Here is a 16,441-nt window from a genome sequence, read left to right on the forward strand (position 1 = left end):
CGTGCATCCCGTGCCCGCCGCGAGCCATTGTCCTGCCGCGAATCCCGGCTAGTGCCCGGCAAGCTTCGATTCGTCCCAAAGCGGCGACTCGACGCGGCTTGTTCATCCAAGGTACAGGAGGCACAGGCCTTTCAAGTGCCTCGGGATTCCTAAGGAGCAGGACTATCATGATTCGCCGCCCCCTTCTTCTGTCTGCTGCCGTCATCGTTACGAGCCTGGCTCTGACCGGATGCGGCGGGGGCTCGTCCTCTCCGACGCCGACTCCGACGCCGACCTCCACCACCACGGCAACGCCGACGCCGACCACCTCGCCGACCTATTCGGCGTTCCCGCTGGCCGCGCTGGCCGAGTTCTACACGATCAGCGCCTCGACCAACTACACCGGCGATCTGGCCACCGGCCCGGTCACGCTGGGTGCCGCGGGCACCGAAGGCCGATCGGATCGCGTCCGCCTGGCCGTGGGCAACGATACCGCCGCCAACACCTTCGTGATCCGCGAAGCGCTTGAGGAATCGCGCTTCGTCACCGCGAACCTGACGACCGCGCCCGATGCCTCGGTGACGGAATTCGTCTATCGCATCAACGATGCATCGACCCCGCCGGTCGCGGGCAAATATGCCCAGGGCGAATATCTCAACAACATCATCCCGTCGAAGGTGACGAGCGATACCGCGCTGGCGCTGACCCGCACCAGCTATGCCGGCTGGCTGCGCGCCGACGGTACCACCGGCCAGACGCGCCTGACCTACACCGTGTTCGGCTATCCCACCGCGATCGGCGACGTGCCGACCACGGGCACGAACAACTATACCGCGCGCATCGCGGGCCGCGTGGTCCAGGTGGCCGGCGGCGGCACGGGCACCCAGCTCAAGCTGGGCGGCACGGTCACCATCAGCACTAACTTCGCCACCGGCCTGGTTACCGTGACCGCCAACGTCACCACGATCAACGGCGCGGTCGAGACGCCCTACGGCACGTTCAGCGGCACCGGCGCGATCGCTCCGGGCGCGACGCAGTTCAACGGCAGCTTCGGCGGCGCCAGCCCGATCCCGGGCACCTTCGCGGGCGGCTTCTTCGGCTCGCAGGGCGAGCAGATCGGCATTACCTTCGCGCTGCTGGGCAACATCGGCGGCGTCGAGACCCGCGCCGTCGGATCGGTGGTCGGCAAGAAGAGCTGAGGTCTTTCGCCTCCCGCAATCCTCCCCCGCAAGGGGGAGGGGGACCGCGGAATGCGGTGGAGGGGGCGGATGCCAGAACGAAGCGGCGCGATTGCGCCCTCCGTCACGCTGCGCGCGCCACCTCCCCCTGGCGGGGGAGGGTAGGCGGCGGCCGCTATCGCTGCAGGCGCAGCGCCACCTCGTTCATGAATCGCGCGTCGTCGCCCGCGGCCAGCCATGTGGCTTCGGCGGCGATCGCGCCCAGCATGTCGGTCAGGTCCTCGATCTCGTCCTTGGCGTAATTGCCCAGCACATATCCGGTGACCCGGTCCTTGTGCCCCGGATGGCCGATGCCGATCCGCACGCGGCGGAAATCGGGGCCGATATGCTGGTCGGCCGATCGCAGCCCGTTGTGCCCGGCCGCGCCGCCGCCGGTCTTCACCTTTACCTTGAACGGCGCCAGATCCAGCTCGTCGTGGAAGATGGTGACGTCGCCGGGGCCTAGCTTGTAGAAATCCATCGCGGCGCGGATCGCCCGGCCGCTCTCGTTCATAAAGGTCGCGGGCTTCAGCAGCAGCAGCTTGGCGGTGCCGACGCGGCCTTCCTGCGTCCAGCCCTGGAACTGCTTCCTGGGCGGGGAAAAGCCGTACACCGCGGCGATGGCGTCCAGCGCCATGAAGCCCACGTTGTGGCGGTGCATCGCATATTGCGGGCCAGGATTGCCCAGGCCGACCCAGAGCTGCATCTCATGCTTCCAGAACGAGAACCGCCCCCGCACCGGGGGTGCGGAGGCGGCCTATCGGACAAGCCTTGCGGCGGGAAGGGCTTATTCGCCCTGCGCCGGGGTCTCGTTGTCGCCTTCCTCGGACTTCAGCGACGAGGGGGCGACGATCGTGGCGATGGTGAAGTCGCGATCGGTGATCGCCGGTTCCGCGCCCTTGGGCAGCGTCACCGCCGAGATGTGCAGCGAAGCGCCCACGTCCAGCCCGGCGAGCGAGATGTGGACCTCGTCCGGGATCTCGGCCGCGTCGACCACCAGCTCCAGCTCGTGGCGGACGATGTTCAGCACGCCGCCGCGCTTGATGCCCGGCGAACCGGCCTCGTCGAACACGATCGGAACCTGCACATGCACCTTGGTGTGCTCGGAAATGCGCAGGAAGTCGGCGTGGACCGGACGGTCGCTTACCGGATCGAAGGCGACGTCCTTCGGCAGCGTGCGCACGGCCTTGCCGCCGGCGTCGATCATCACGACCGAATTCATGAAGTGGCCGGTCATCAGGAGCCGCATCAGCTCCTTTTCGGAAACATGGATGCCCGTGGGCTCTTCCTTGTTGCCGTAGATCACGGCGGGGACGCGGCCTTCACGACGAAGCGCACGGGAGGCTCCCTTGCCAACCCGGTCGCGCGTCTCGGCCGACAGCGTAAGCGTGTCGCTCATGTGTCGTTCCAATGCGCTAGAGTATCTGTTCGCCCGGCCAGGCCTCCAGGGATGACCCTGACCGGAAGCGCGCGCCTATACGGGAGACGCGCCCAAAGGGCAAGGCGTGTGAGCCGCTGCGCTTGAAGTTTGGGCTTCGCGCGCCATTTATTACGCATGGCAAATGAAAATCTCCTGATTTGGGATGAGGAGCGCGTGGGCCTCAAAGACGGCTGCGTACTGTTCATGGCGTTCGACGAACAGAATAGAGTCGATGTTGCCGGTGCAGTCGATGCTGAAATGCTGAGGGACTTAGCGCCTGCCTTGGATCCTTATGATCCAGTGACTGCATTTCGTGCGGTTGCACCCGGACTACGCCGAGCGGTCGCGGGAGCGTATAAAATTGGGGCCTTCGAAGAGGTTTGGGACGCCCCGGGTGTTCTGAGGCATCGCAGGGTGTTTGTGCGTATCGGTTCAGCTTAGCCCGAGTTGTTTGTAGTCGTGCGGGATTCGAGTGGTTCCCGGCCCTAATACGCCACCCGCGCCGCCTTCAGGCCGTGTCCGGCCAGCATCTCTTGCACCGATCCCTTGCCTGCCAGGTGGCCCGCGCCCACCGCGACGAACACGGTGCCGGGCTGGCGCAGCCGTGCCGCGATCCAGTCGGCCCAGCGGCGGTTGCGGCCGGTGAGCAGCGCTGCCTCCACCTCGGGCGTGTCCTTCAGCTCGGCGTTGATCCGCCGCGCCAGCGCCGATGCGTCGCCGCGCGCCCATTCGCCGATGATCGCCTCCAGCGTGGCCGCGCCATCGGGCAGCGCGTTCAGCGTGCGGGCGAGCAGCGCGCGCTGCGCCGGCGGCGAGAGCGAATCGAAATAGCCGAGCTGCTCGCGCGCCGTCTCCAGCCCGATCAGCCGCTTGCCGCCGCGCTCCGCCGCCTGGCGCAGCACCTCCTCGGCCCCCGCGGACGCCGAATAGCCCAGCTCCTGCGCGGGCAGCGTGCCGACCAGCGTCGCGGCCACCCAGGGATCATAGCGGTCGAGCGCGTCGGGCTGGCGCCCCAGCCGCTCCAGCGCCTCGGCCAGCTTCTTCGCGGTTTCGGGCGGCAGCGTGCGCGAAAGCCGCGGTGCGCCGGGCGGGTTCTCGCCCAGATCGTCCACCAGCGCGCTCATCTCCGGCGCGGGCGGGATCAGCAACTCCAGCACCACCTCGTCGCTCTTGTCGAAGGCGTCCTTCACCGCCTCGTCGAACCAGCCCAGGCCGGGGCGCAGCACATGGACCGTGCCGAACAGATAGATGGTCGTATCCTCGTCGCGCACCACCCACAGCGCGGGATCGGCATCGGCCACCGGCCCGGGATCGGAACGGCAGCCGCCCAGCGCCAGCAGCGCGGCGAGGAACAGCAATAGCGAACGCATTTCCGCGCTTATTGCACCCGTTCGATGCGGATGCCACGCCCGCGCAACAGCTCCAGCACGGATCCGCGGCCCACGAAATGGCCTGCGCCCGCCGCGAACAGGATCGTGCCCGGCTTTTCCAGCCGCCTGATCAGGCTTTCCACCCAGGCGTTGTTGCGCTGGACGAGCAGCGGATCGGCCATCACCTGGCCGGGGTCGTTCGTTTCCGGCATGATGATCAGCGGCGAATTGAGCCCCACCAGCCCGCGCGCCCAGGCGTGGGCGGTGGCGTCCATCTCGTCATGCGTGCGGCTGGGCGCCTCCAGCGCGCCTTCCAGCATCAGCCGCTGCGCGTCCTCCGGAATGGCACCGATGTTGGCCAGCACCTGGCGATTGTCCTCGATGCCCTCCACGGGGCGGCCGGTGGCGCGGAAATGCTTTTCCAGCCAGTCGTCGGCGCCCTGGCTGGGCATGTCGCCGTCGATCATGTCGCGGATCATCCCCACGCTGATCGCCGCCACCCAGGTGGGCATCGTATCCATGTCCGCCACCGTTTCCGGGGGCAGCAGCGCCTGGAGCGCCGCCAGCTTCGGGCGATATGGCTGGGACACGCGCTCGATCAGCGGGCGTTGCGGGGTGGCGGATTGCTGGATCGTCTTGGCCGCCTCGCGCTCCGCGTCGGTCTCGACCGATTCGAGCAGCAGCGAATCGGCGCGCACGATGATCGATTCCAGCCGTGGGCTGCGCCAGCGGAAGCCGGGGGGCAGCGTGTGGACCGTGCCGAAGATGTAGATGGTGGTGTCCGCGTCGCCAATCTTCCAGATCGCCGGGCCGGGCTCATAGCTCTGCGAGGCGCGCACCCGCGTGATCTCGGCCGCCAGCGCGTCTTCATACCGCGCCTCGCTTTCGGGGCGCACCAGCTTGCCGGAAAGCGTGAGCTGATCGTCCAGCGGGATCGCGGTATAGGGAAGCTGCGGCAGCCCGCCGCCCTGCGATACTGCGGCGGTGGCACCCGCCACCACCAGCAGAAAGCCGATCAGGGCGCGCAACGCGCCAAATCGCTTTTGCCCCCCTCGAGCGATTCCCGCCATTCGCGGAGGAGACATTAACCATTTGGGCAAGTCAACGCCCGGCATTGACCCCTGTGGGCCGCTGCGCCAAAGCACCGCGGATTCCCCGTCCCAAGGTGCAGAATTGTCACAGCCGCTCAGCTTTCAGAGGATGATCCTGACGCTCCATGATTATTGGAGCGCGCGCGGCTGCCTGATCCTCCAGCCCTATGACATGCGGATGGGCGCGGGCACCTTCCACACCGCCACCACGCTGCGCGCGCTGGGGCCGGATCCGTGGAACGCCGCCTTCGTCCAGCCCAGCCGCCGTCCCACCGACGGCCGCTATGGCGAGAACCCGAACCGGCTCCAGCATTATTACCAGTATCAGGTGATCCTGAAGCCCAGCCCGCCCGACCTGCAGGAGCTGTACCTGGGCAGCTTGGCCGCGATCGGCATCGATTTCGCCACCCACGACATCCGCTTCGTCGAGGACGATTGGGAAAGCCCGACGCTGGGCGCCTGGGGCCTGGGCTGGGAGGTGTGGTGCGACGGGATGGAGGTGAGCCAGTTCACCTATTTCCAGCAGATGGGCGGCTTTGACTGCAAGCCGGTGGCGGGCGAGCTGACCTACGGGCTCGAACGGCTGGCGATGTACATCCAGAACGTCGACAATGTGTACGAGCTGAAGTTCAACGACGCGGACGGCAATTCGCCCCAGTTCAGCTATGGCGACGTGTTCCACGAGAACGAAGTCGAGATGTCGACCTGGAACTTCGAAGTCGCGGACACCGACGCGCTGTTCGACCTGTTCCGCAAGGCGGAGGCGGAGTGCCGCAACTGCCTGGACCACGGCCTGCCGATCCCCGCCTATGAACAGGCGATCGAGGCGAGCCATGTGTTCAACCTGCTCAACGCCCGCGGCGTGATCTCCGTCGCCGAGCGCCAGGCCTATATCGGCCGCGTCCGCGATCTGGCGAAGGGATCGTGCCAGGCCTGGATGGAGAAGAACGGATGGGCGGCGTGATTCCCGCTCCTTCCCGTGCCGGGGACGATTTTTAGATGACCGATTTCCTCCTCGAACTCCGCTCCGAAGAGATCCCCGCCCGCATGCAGGAAAAGGCGCGGGAGGATCTCGCGCGCCTGTTCGCGGCGGAGCTGGACAAGGCGGGCATCAAGGCCGCCGAAACCGTCACCTATGCCACGCCGCGCCGCCTGGCGCTGATCGCCCGCGGCCTGCCGGAGCAGACCGAGGCGGTGCGCGAGGAGACCAAGGGGCCGCGCGTCGGGGCGCCGCCCCAGGCGCTCGACGGCTTCCTGCGCAAGACCGGGCTCAGCCAGGACCAGCTCGTCGAGCGCGACGGCGTGTATTTCGCCGTGGTTGAAAAGCCCGGCCGCGCCACCGCGGACGTGATCGCCGACGCGATCCCCGCGATCGTCCGCGCCTTCCCCTGGCCCAAGTCGATGCGCTGGGGCGAGGCTTCGCTCTCCACCGAAAGCCCGCGCTGGGTGCGCCCGCTGCAGGGCATCGTCGCGCTGCTGGGCGGCAGCGTGGTCGATTGCGAGGTCGCGGGCGTGCGTTCGGGCGCGGCCACGGTGGGCCATCGCTTCCACCATCCCGATCCCGTCACCATCGGCGGCGCGGACGATTATGCCGTCAAGCTGCGCGCCGCGCATGTGATCGTCGACGGGGCGGAACGCCGCGCGATCATCGGCGAGGGCGCGCGCAACCTGGCCGCCGACGCCGGGCTGGCGCTGATCGAGGACGAAGGGCTGCTGTTCGAGAACGCGGGCCTCACCGAATGGCCGGTGCCGCTGCTCGGGCGTTTCGATCCGGACTTCCTGGACGTGCCGCCCGAGGTGATCCAGCTCACCGCGCGCGTGAACCAGAAATACTTCGTCTGCCGCGATGCCGGCGGCAAGCTGGCCAACGCCTTCGTCTGCGTGGCGAACATCAGCGCGAAGGACGGCGGCGCGAAGATCGTCGAGGGCAACCGCAAGGTGCTCGCCGCGCGGCTCTCCGACGCGCGCTTCTTCTACGAAACCGACCTGAAGGTGCCGCTGGAGCAGCAGGCGGAGAAGCTGAAGAACATCGTCTTCCACGAAAAGCTGGGCACCGTCGCCGACAAGGTGGAGCGCGTGGCGAAGCTGGCGCGCTGGCTGGTGGAGCAGGGGATTGTCGGGAGCGATCTCCCTCTCCCGCTCGCGGGAGAGGGCCGGGGTGAGGGTGCGGCGGGGAAGCCCGAAGCGCAGACCTCGCCTGTGCCCGACTCACCCTCACCCAACCCTCTCCCGCAAGCGGGAGAGGGCTATTTGCTGGCCGATCTGGCGGAACGCGCGGCGCGGCTGTGCAAGGCCGATCTGGTCACCGGCATGGTGGGCGAATTCCCGGAGCTTCAGGGCCTGATGGGCGGCTATTACGCCGCCGCGCAGGGCGAGCATCCGGCGGTCGCCGAGGCGATCCGCGACCATTACAAGCCGGTCGGGCAGGGCGACGAGGTGCCTACCGCGCCGGTTACGGTGGCGGTGAGCCTGGCGGATAAGCTGGATACGATTGCGGCGTTCTTCGCGATTGATGAGAAGCCTACGGGGTCGAAAGATCCATTCGCGCTACGTCGCGCAGTTCTCGGTTGTATCCGAATCACGCTCGAAAACACCGTGAGGACATGCTTGCTTCGGACACTCGATGTCCTTTGGGTACCGGTGGCCGAGACCATCAACACCGCGGAGGAAAGACGCCGCGACGCATTAGCCGACTACGCGATTGCCGGCGGATCGATGATGGTGGCCTTTGGGAAAGCTGATGCCGTAGTTATTCGCCGGGGTGCCTATTCTTCTGATGCGCACGATTCGAGAAGCTATGATCTCCTCAACTTCTTCGCCGACCGCCTCAAGGTCCAGCAGCGCGAGGCCGGGGTCCGGCACGATCTGATCGACGCGGTGTTCGCGCTGGGCGGGGAGGACGATCTGGTCCGGCTGCTCGCGCGGGTGAAGGCGTTGCAGGCGTTTATCGGCACCGAGGACGGGGCCAACCTGCTCACCGGCTATCGCCGCGCGGCGAACATCCTGAAGAAGGAAGGCCATGATTCTCCCCTCCCTGCAGCGAGGGGGGATTATACCCCCGAGCCTGCGGAGGACGCGCTCATCCACGCGCTCGCGGTGGCGGAGCCGATGGCGGCGGCTTCGGTGGCGGCGGAGGATTTCGCGGGTGCCATGGCCGCGCTCGCCGCGCTGCGCGAGCCGATCGATTCCTTCTTCGAAACGGTGACCGTGAACGATCCCGATCCTGCCAAGCGCGCGGCGCGGCTGGCGCTGCTCGCGCGCATGCGTGACGCGGTGCACAAGGTGGCCGACTTCTCCCGCATCGAGGGCTGATTTCCGCGCGGCCCGCCGGGCTTCCGGCGCCGCGCGGCCCGGCATTCCGCCCCTGCCGTGCGCGCCGCGGCTGATCGAATCCGCAACCGAACAGCCAATTTTCGGTAACGAACAGTCCTGACAACGCAGTCAACATTTCCATTTTCTTCGCAGGTGCGATAGGGCGCGCTGGCCTCCCCCGGGCGCCACATAAGCACGAAGGAAACCGGATGACTCGATATGTGTACCGCTTCGGCGGCGGCGTCTCGGATGGCGGCAAGGGCGACAAGAATCTGCTCGGCGGCAAGGGCGCGAATCTGGACGGCATGGCCTCGATCGGCCTGCCCGTGCCCCCGGGCTTCACCATCTCCACCCCCGTCTGCGCGCTCTATTATGATGCGGGCGAGAGCTTCCCCGAAAGCCTGAAGGCGGAGGTTTCCGGCGGCATCGCGCATATCGAGGGCATCACCGGCAAGAAATTCGGCGACGCCGCCGATCCGCTGCTCGTCTCGGTCCGCTCGGGCGCGCGCGTTTCGATGCCGGGCATGATGGATACGGTGCTCAACCTGGGGCTGAACGACGCCACCGTGGCCGGGCTGGCGCAGGTCAGCGGCGACGCGCGATTCGCCTGGGACAGCTATCGCCGCTTCATCCAGATGTATTCGGACGTGGTGCTTGAGCTGGATCACGGCCGCTTCGAGGAAGCGCTGGAGATCGCCAAGGAAGACCGCGGCTATCACCTGGATACGGAGATGGGCGCCGCCGACTGGCAGGCGCTGGTGGGCGAATACAAGGCGCTGGTGCAGGAGCTGTGGGGCAAGCCGTTCCCGCAGGACGTGCATGACCAGCTCTGGGGCGCGATCGGCGCGGTGTTCGGATCGTGGCAGTCCGAACGCGCCAAGGTCTATCGCCGCCTGAACGACATTCCGGGCGACTGGGGCACGGCGGTGAACGTCCAGGCGATGGTGTTCGGCAACATGGGCGATACCAGCGCCACCGGCGTCGCCTTCACCCGCGATCCCGCGACCGGCGAGGCGGCCTATTACGGCGAGTTCCTGATCAACGCCCAGGGCGAGGACGTGGTCGCCGGTATCCGCACGCCGCAGTATCTGACCAAGGCCGCGCGCGAGCGGGCCGGGGCCAAGCCGCTGTCGATGGAAGAAGCGATGCCGGAGACCTATGCCGAGCTGGCCGCGGTCTTCGACCTGCTGGAGCGTCACTATCGCGACATGCAGGATATCGAGTTCACCGTGCAGCAGGGCAAGCTCTGGATGCTCCAGACGCGCTCGGGCAAGCGCACCGCCAAGGCCGCGCTGAAGATCGCGGTGGACATGGCCAGCGAAGGGCTGATCACCCAGGAAGAGGCGGTGCTGCGCGTCGATCCGGCCGCGCTGGACCAGCTCCTCCACCCCACGCTCGATCCCAAGGCGCCGCGCGACGTGCTGACCAAGGGCCTGCCCGCATCGCCGGGCGCGGCATCGGGCAAGGTGGTGTTCGACGCCGACACCGCGGAGAAATGGGCCGCGGCGGGCGAGAAGGTGATCCTGGTCCGCGTCGAGACCAGCCCGGAGGACATCCACGGCATGCACGCCGCCCAGGGCATCCTGACGGCGCGCGGCGGCATGACCAGCCACGCCGCGGTGGTGGCGCGCGGCATGGGCCGCCCCTGCGTCTCCGGCGCGGGCAGCCTGGCGATCGACGGCAAGGCGGGCATCCTGCGCGTCGCCGGGCGCGAGGTGAAGCAGGGCGACATCGTAACCATCGACGGTGCCACCGGAGAGGTGATGCTGGGCGCGGTGCCGACGGTGCAGCCCGAGCTGGCTGGCGATTTCGGCACGCTGATGCTGTGGGCCGATGCCAAGCGCCGGCTGAAGGTGCGCACCAATGCGGAAACGCCGCTCGATTGCCGCACCGCGCGCGAATTCGGCGCGGAGGGCATCGGCCTGTGCCGCACCGAACATATGTTCTTCGATTCGGCGCGCATCACCGCGGTGCGCCAGATGATCCTGGCCGAGGACGAGGCCGGCCGCCGCGCCGCGCTGGCCAAGCTGCTGCCCGAGCAGCGCAGCGATTTCGTGCAGATCTTCGAGGTGATGGCGGGCCTGCCCTGCACGATCCGCCTGCTCGATCCGCCGCTGCACGAGTTCCTGCCGCACGAGGAGGCCGAGTTCGCCGAGGTCGCCGCAGCCGCGGGGCTCGACGTCGCCACGCTCAAGCGCCGCGCGGCGGAACTGCACGAGTTCAACCCGATGCTGGGCCATCGCGGCTGCCGCCTCGGCGTCTCCTATCCCGAGATTTACGAGATGCAGGCGCGCGCGATCTTCGAGGCCGCCTGCCAGGTGGCCGAGGAAACCGGCGCCGCGCCTGTGCCCGAGGTGATGATCCCGCTGGTCGCCACGCGCAAGGAGCTGGAGCTGATGAAGGCGGTGGTGGACAAGGCCGCCCAGGCCGTGTTCGCTGAGAAGGGCCGCACCATCGAATATCTGGTCGGCACGATGATCGAGCTGCCGCGCGCGGCGCTGCGCGCGGGCGAGATCGCCGAGGTGGGCGAGTTCTTCAGCTTCGGCACCAACGACCTGACCCAGACCACGCTGGGCGTGAGCCGCGACGACGCCGGCAGCTTCCTGACCACCTATGTCGAGAAGGGCATCTATGCCCGCGATCCCTTCGTCAGCATCGACGTGGAGGGCGTGGGCGAGCTGATCAAGCTGGCGGCCGACCGCGGCCGGGCCACCCGTCCGGGGATCAAGCTGGGCATCTGCGGCGAACATGGCGGCGATCCCGCCTCGATCGCCTTCTGTGAGAGCGTGGACCTCGATTATGTCTCGGCATCGCCCTATCGCGTGCCGATCGCGCGGCTGGCGGCGGCGCAGGCGGCGCTCAAGGCCGGGCATTGATCGCAATGGCGCTGGCGGCGCTGCTGCTGGCAGTGGCGCCGCCGCGCGAGGATCCGGTGGCGCGGCTCAACGCCGATCTGCTGGGCAGCCGCAGCGCCACCGCGGTTCTGGAGCACTGGTGCGCCGCCGGCGGGCTGGCCGATCCGCCGCGCATCCGCGCCGATGTGAAGCGCGCGCGCGTGCTGCCGGTCAGCGGGGCGCAGCGCCGCCTGCTCCAGGTCGGCCGGCGCGAGATGCTCGGCTATCGCCGCGTGCGGCTGATGTGCGGCGATCATGTGCTGTCGGAGGCGGTGAACTGGTACGTCCCCTCGCGCCTCACGCCGGAGATGAACGCGGCGCTGGATGGCGGCGATACGCCCTTCGGCGCGGTGATCCGCCCGCTGGAGCCCACCCGGCGCACGCTGTCGGTGCGCAAATTCTGGAACGGGCGCGGCGTGGCCAAGCCCACGGTGCTGCGCCACCGGGCGCTGGTGCTCGATTCGCGCGGCCGCCCGCTCGCCCAGGTGATCGAGGATTACAAGCGCGTGCTGGTGACCGGGCGCGACTGATCCCGCGCCCCGGCCGCGGGGATCAGCCGAATCGCTTGCTGTGCTCGTCCTCGTTGCCCGCGCGCAGCAGCGCGGCCTGTTCGCGCCATTGCTCGCTGGCGATCGTGCCCTTGGGCATCTCCAGCCGCTGTTCCAGCGCGCCTTCGTCCTCCGCGGTCATCTTCTCGATCTCGCGATAGGTCTTGATGCCCAGTTCGTTGAGCCGCTTCTCGCGCGCGGGATCGACGCCCTTGATGCGCGCCAGATTGTCGCGGCCCCAGCCGAACCAGCCGCGCCAGCCCTGGCCGGGCTCCGGATTCGCCACCGGCGGCGGCGGCGGCGCGGCGGGGGCGGGCGCGGCGGCGGCCTTGCGCAGCTTGTCTCCCTCGGCCTCCAAGTCGCGGATACGGCGGTTGGCCTCCTTCAGGTCCATCTCGGCCTGGTGGCGATAGGCGGCGTGGGAGATCTCCTCATCCTCGAACTGCTCACGCCAGCGCTTGCCGCCGGACGAGCTGGCAAGCCCCAGGCACCAGCCGCCGATCAGCGTCAGCGCCAGTGCTGTAAACTGGGTCAGAGTCTCGAATGGCAGCTCGCTCATGGTCCCCGGCCTCCCCCTGTACGTGCCGGGGCGCGAACTTATCGACGCGGCGCCGCGCGCGCCATAGGCAGGTTCGGGCCGGGATCAGCCGGTCATCAGCGCGTCGTTGATCGAGCAGGCGGCCGGGCCGAGGATGACGATGAACAGCACCGGCAGGATGAACAGGATCAGCGGCACGGTCATGATCGCGGGCAGGCGGGCGGCCTTCTCCTCGGCGCGCATCATGCGCTCGTTGCGGAACTCGGCGGAAAGCACGCGCAGCGCTGAGGCGAGCGGGGTGCCGTATTTTTCCGTTTGAATCATGGTGGTTACGACGCCACGAACCGCTTCCAGATCGATGCGCGTCGCCAGATTCTCGAACGCCTGGCGGCGATCCGTAAGGAAGCCCAGCTCGATCGCGGTGAGCTGGAATTCCTCGCCCAGTTCGGGATAGGCCTTGCCCAGCTCCTTTGCCACGCGGGAGAATGCGGCGTCCACGGTGAGTCCCGCTTCGGCACAGATGACCAGCAGATCGAGCGCATCGGGCAGGCCCTTGCGGATCGCATGGCTGCGCTTGGTGATCTGGTTCTTCAGATAGATGTCCGGCGCCTTGTAGCTCAGGATGAAGCTGCCGGCGACGAGGCCATAGGCCTTGAGCGGGCTCCAGGTCGCGAACATCTCGGTGCCGTAGACGAGGAACAGCATCGTGCCGCCGAACACGATCGGCAGCACCAGCCGGCCGAAGATCACCGCCGGCGCCCATTCCTTCTGGCGGATGCCGGCCTGGAGCAGCTTGATCTGCACCGTCTTGACCTGGCTTTCCTGCAGCACCTTGAGCGACGACATCAGCGCGCGGATGCGATCGGCGCTTTCGTTCTTCTGGACCAGCTTGGCGCGGCGCTTCGAGGTCGAGGCGGTGATGCCGGCCTTGAGCTGCTCGCGGCGGTCGTTCAGCGCCTTGACGCGCTTGGCCATCGGATCGCGCACCGTGGTGGCGGCATAGATCGCCAGCATCATCGACATCGCGGCGACGCCCGCCAGCAGCGTGGCGACCCACAGCACGTCGACGCCCAGGATCGTCGGTCCGGAGGAGGGAGGAACGTCCATCGCGTCAGATCTCGAAATTGACCATCTTGGCCATGATCCAGGCGCCCAGCGCCATCCAGATCAGCCCGCCGCCGCCGGCGACCATCAGGCGCTCGTCCTTGAAGAAATTGGCCATGTAGTTGTTGTTGATGAACCACACGAGGCCGAACACGATGAAGGGCAGGGCGCCGACGATCAGCGCCGATGCCTTGGATTCCGAAGACATCGCCTTGATCTTCAGCTTCATCTGGCTGCGCTTGCGCAGCACGTCGGCCAGGTTGGCCAGCGTCTCGGCCAGGTTGCCGCCGGTCTCGCGCTGGATCGCGATGGTGATGACGAAGAACTGGAATTCGGGCGTGCCCAGCCGGTCCGAGGTCTCCTGAAGCGCGGTGTCGAGCGACTTGCCGATCTTCATCTTGTCGCTGACCGCGCGGAATTCCTCGCCCACCGGCCCGTCGATCTCGCTGCCGACGACGGTCATCGTCTCGGTGATCGGCAGGCCCGATCGCAGGCCGCGCACCAGCAGCTCGATCGCGTCGGGGAACTTGGCGGTGAACTTGCCCACCCGGCGCTTGATGAAGACCCCGACGACGAAGTGGGGGATGCCCGCGCCCAGAAACAGGCCGACGAACAGCGAAAGCCAGATCGGCGCGCCCTGCAGCCACAGCGCCGCGAAGCCGATCAGCGTGAGCCCGAGCGAGGCCATGCCGTACTGGCCGACCGTCCAGGTCTTGCCGGTCATCGAAAGGCGCTTCTTGAGCTGCGCCGGATTGGGCAGGAACCGCGCGAACGTATTGTCCATGCGCGTGGCGCGCGCGGCAGAGACGCGGCGGATCTGCGCCTCCATCGCCGCCTGGCCGGTGGCGCTCACGGTATGCCGGTCGCGCAGGCCCGTCAGGCGCCGCGCGCCCGCGCGCTCCACCGACGGCCCGGAAAAGGCGAAGACCATCATCGCCAGCACCGCGAAGGCGCCGCCGCCGATCATCAGAAGGGGCAACAGGTCCATGCCCGCACTCGTCTCCGCACCATTGCCCGCCGACGCTAGCGCCGGGGGGCTAAGAAACTACTTCTTGCCCGGCATCTTCACCATCAGCTTGCCGAGCAGCGACCCGCCCTTCGTGCCGGGCTTGCCGGCCCCCGCGGACTTGCCGCGCGGCTCCTCGCGCTCGCCCGAATCGGTGATCCCGGTCACGCGCTGCGCAAGCTCGGCCATCGGGTGCAGCGATTTCGTGCTGCGCCCGGCCTCCGCCAGCGGCTTGCCCAGCTTGGCGGCCTGCGCCGCGATCCTGGGCTCGAAGGGGATCAGGAAATCGATCTTGCGCTCGATCGATCCCTCGAAGTCCTTGCGGCTGATCTCCTGCATCGCGGCGGGCTGGACGCGGTTGGCGACCACGATCACCTGCGTCTGCGGCGCGTTGGACTTGAACCACGAAAGGATGCGGATCGCATCGCGCGCCGCGGCCAGCGTCAGCTCGGTCACCAGCACCGCCACCTGCACGTCGCTGATCAGGTGCGGATGCAGCACCAGCATGTTGCGCGGCAGATCGACCACGGTGCATTCGAACGCGCCGCGGATTTCCTCCTGAAGCTGGAAGAAGGCCGCGCCATCGGTCAGCACGGGCGAGTTGATCGGCGCCTCGGCAGACAGGACGGACAGCGTGTCCGATGCCTTCACCATCGCGCGTTCGATGAACAGCCCGTCGATGCGGCTCGGGTTTTCGATCGCGTCGGTCAGGCCGCGGCCGGGCTCCAGGTCCAGCGCCAGCGCGCCCGTGCCGAAATGCACGTCCAGGTCGAGCAGCGCGGTTGATCGCTTGTGCTTGTCGCTCAGCAGCCAGGCGAGCGAGGTCGCCACGGTAGAGGCGCCGCATCCGCCGCGGGTGCCGATCACCGCCACCGCGCAATGCGGCCGGTCCGATCCCGGATCGGCCAGCTTCGGCGCGTTGAGCGACATCTGCGCATGGGTGAACGCCTCGCGCAGCATGTCGGGGTTCAGCGGCTTGAGCAGATAGTCCTGGATGCCGCTGGCCACCAGATCACGGTACAGCCGCACATCGTTGACCTGGCCGGAGGCGATCACCACCGTGCCCGGCTCGCAGACTTCGGCGAGCGCGTTGATATCGTTCAGCGGATCGCCCGATTCGGAAAGATCGACGAACAGCACATTGGGGCTGGCCGATACCGACAGCGTATGCACCGCGTTGCGCAGCCCGCCCTTGTTGACCTTTTCGGGGCTCCAGCCGAGTTCGACCGCGATCGGGCGCAGCGCCTCGGCCGTCGTCTCGTCGCATACGAAGGCGACGAACGGCTCGCGATGGCTGGCGCGTCCGGGATTGAAGGGCGCGTTCACTGGGATCCGCCTCCGGTGCTCTCGCTCTTGACGACGGTGCCGCCGCCGCCGCTGGGGTTGGCATCGCGCAGCGCCTTGATCGCCTTGGCGGCGGTCGCGGGGTCCGCGGTCGGCGATCCGGGCGCGCCGCGCACCAGATCCGCCGGATCGGCCACCATGGCGGCCAGGTTCTTGTTGGTCGCGCAGCCGAAGTTGGAGCTGGTGCTCGCCGAATAGTCCGGCTGGTAGACGCGCGAATAATCGGGGCAGCCGGGCACGGTGGCGCTCATCCGCGTCACCACCACGCGCACTGTTCCGGGCTGGAGCTGGCCGGCGGTCAGCGGCGCGCGGCCGGCGACGATCAGGCCATAGCGGCGCGCCTCCGCGGCGATCTGCTCGCGGCCGGTGGAGCCGTCGTTGCCGTCGTCGATGGTGATACGATCACCATAGCCGACGTTCATCGACTGGAGCCAGCCGCCCAGCCGCTGCGCCTCTCCCGGGGCGAGCGCATAGCCGGAGGTATCGAGGTCGAGCGTATAGTCGGTGCGCTGGACCACGGGCTGATAGATCGAGTTGACGCCGCCGTTGTACGGCCCGCAGCCGCCCATCAGCAGGGCGGGGGCGAGGAGCAGGGGGAGTGCGCTACGCTTGAACATG

14 protein-coding genes are annotated in these 16,441 nt (G+C 67.9%); 5 read left to right on the forward strand and 9 right to left on the reverse strand.

From position 1 onward, the window contains the following. The first annotated feature begins 167 nt into the window (after window positions 1-167). A complete protein-coding gene (locus tag OM513_RS08395; RefSeq protein WP_264943723.1) occupies window positions 168-1,178 on the forward strand; it encodes a hypothetical protein in 1,011 nt (336 codons plus the stop codon). 154 nt (window positions 1,179-1,332) lie between these two features. On the opposite strand, the gene pth is transcribed toward OM513_RS08395, so the two are convergent. From pth to OM513_RS08415, 4 genes are all read right to left on the reverse strand, one after another. Next, the gene (pth, locus tag OM513_RS08400) at window positions 1,333-1,902 is read right to left on the reverse strand and encodes an aminoacyl-tRNA hydrolase (protein WP_264943724.1); all 570 of its coding nucleotides are present in this window, start codon (window positions 1,900-1,902) and stop codon (window positions 1,333-1,335) included. 81 nt (window positions 1,903-1,983) lie between these two features. Next, a complete protein-coding gene (locus OM513_RS08405) occupies window positions 1,984-2,595 on the reverse strand; it encodes a 50S ribosomal protein L25/general stress protein Ctc (RefSeq protein ID WP_264943725.1) in 612 nt (203 codons plus the stop codon). 506 nt (window positions 2,596-3,101) lie between these two features. Then, on the reverse strand, window positions 3,102-3,986 hold the full coding sequence (locus OM513_RS08410; RefSeq protein ID WP_264943726.1) for a TraB/GumN family protein: 885 nt from the start codon (window positions 3,984-3,986) through the stop codon (window positions 3,102-3,104). A gap of 8 nt (window positions 3,987-3,994) precedes the next feature. Beyond that, on the reverse strand, window positions 3,995-5,014 hold the full coding sequence (locus tag OM513_RS08415) for a TraB/GumN family protein (RefSeq protein ID WP_264943727.1): 1,020 nt from the start codon (window positions 5,012-5,014) through the stop codon (window positions 3,995-3,997). A 172-nt stretch (window positions 5,015-5,186) separates the two neighbouring features. Between OM513_RS08415 and OM513_RS08420 the strand changes: the two genes are divergently transcribed. From OM513_RS08420 to OM513_RS08435, 4 genes are all read left to right on the forward strand, one after another. Beyond that, window positions 5,187-6,041, forward strand: coding sequence for a glycine--tRNA ligase subunit alpha (locus OM513_RS08420; RefSeq protein WP_264943728.1), 855 nt, complete (start codon window positions 5,187-5,189; stop codon window positions 6,039-6,041). A 35-nt stretch (window positions 6,042-6,076) separates the two neighbouring features. Further along, window positions 6,077-8,389, forward strand: a complete 2,313-nt coding sequence (glyS, locus tag OM513_RS08425) for a glycine--tRNA ligase subunit beta (RefSeq protein WP_264943729.1) — start codon at window positions 6,077-6,079, stop codon at window positions 8,387-8,389. Between the two features lie 209 nt (window positions 8,390-8,598). After that, window positions 8,599-11,265 (forward strand): pyruvate, phosphate dikinase, encoded by a 2,667-nt coding sequence (gene ppdK, locus OM513_RS08430; RefSeq protein WP_264943730.1) that lies wholly within the window; start codon window positions 8,599-8,601, stop codon window positions 11,263-11,265. Between the two features lie 5 nt (window positions 11,266-11,270). Then, window positions 11,271-11,813 (forward strand): hypothetical protein, encoded by a 543-nt coding sequence (locus OM513_RS08435; protein ID WP_264943940.1) that lies wholly within the window; start codon window positions 11,271-11,273, stop codon window positions 11,811-11,813. A gap of 22 nt (window positions 11,814-11,835) precedes the next feature. Here OM513_RS08435 and OM513_RS08440 read toward each other — a convergent pair whose 3' ends face one another. The 5 genes from OM513_RS08440 to OM513_RS08460 all read right to left on the reverse strand — a co-directional run bounded on the left by OM513_RS08440 (window position 11,836) and on the right by OM513_RS08460 (window position 16,440). Beyond that, complete coding sequence (locus OM513_RS08440) at window positions 11,836-12,390, reverse strand: hypothetical protein (protein ID WP_264943731.1); 555 nt, start codon at window positions 12,388-12,390, stop codon at window positions 11,836-11,838. A gap of 84 nt (window positions 12,391-12,474) precedes the next feature. Further along, window positions 12,475-13,476 carry a type II secretion system F family protein gene (locus OM513_RS08445; RefSeq protein ID WP_264943732.1) on the reverse strand — a complete coding sequence of 334 codons (1,002 nt, stop codon included), beginning with the start codon at window positions 13,474-13,476 and terminating at the stop codon, window positions 12,475-12,477. A 4-nt stretch (window positions 13,477-13,480) separates the two neighbouring features. Continuing rightward, on the reverse strand, window positions 13,481-14,461 hold the full coding sequence (locus OM513_RS08450; RefSeq protein ID WP_264943733.1) for a type II secretion system F family protein: 981 nt from the start codon (window positions 14,459-14,461) through the stop codon (window positions 13,481-13,483). 57 nt (window positions 14,462-14,518) lie between these two features. Continuing rightward, window positions 14,519-15,805 (reverse strand): P-loop NTPase family protein, encoded by a 1,287-nt coding sequence (locus OM513_RS08455; RefSeq protein ID WP_264943734.1) that lies wholly within the window; start codon window positions 15,803-15,805, stop codon window positions 14,519-14,521. After that, complete coding sequence (locus tag OM513_RS08460; RefSeq protein ID WP_264943735.1) at window positions 15,802-16,440, reverse strand: CpaD family pilus assembly protein; 639 nt, start codon at window positions 16,438-16,440, stop codon at window positions 15,802-15,804. The genes OM513_RS08455 and OM513_RS08460 overlap by 4 nt, the downstream gene beginning before the upstream one ends. Between the last annotated feature and the right edge of the window lies 1 nt (window position 16,441).

This window comes from Sphingomonas canadensis (assembly GCF_026013525.1).
GTDB lineage: Bacteria > Pseudomonadota > Alphaproteobacteria > Sphingomonadales > Sphingomonadaceae > Sphingomonas > Sphingomonas canadensis.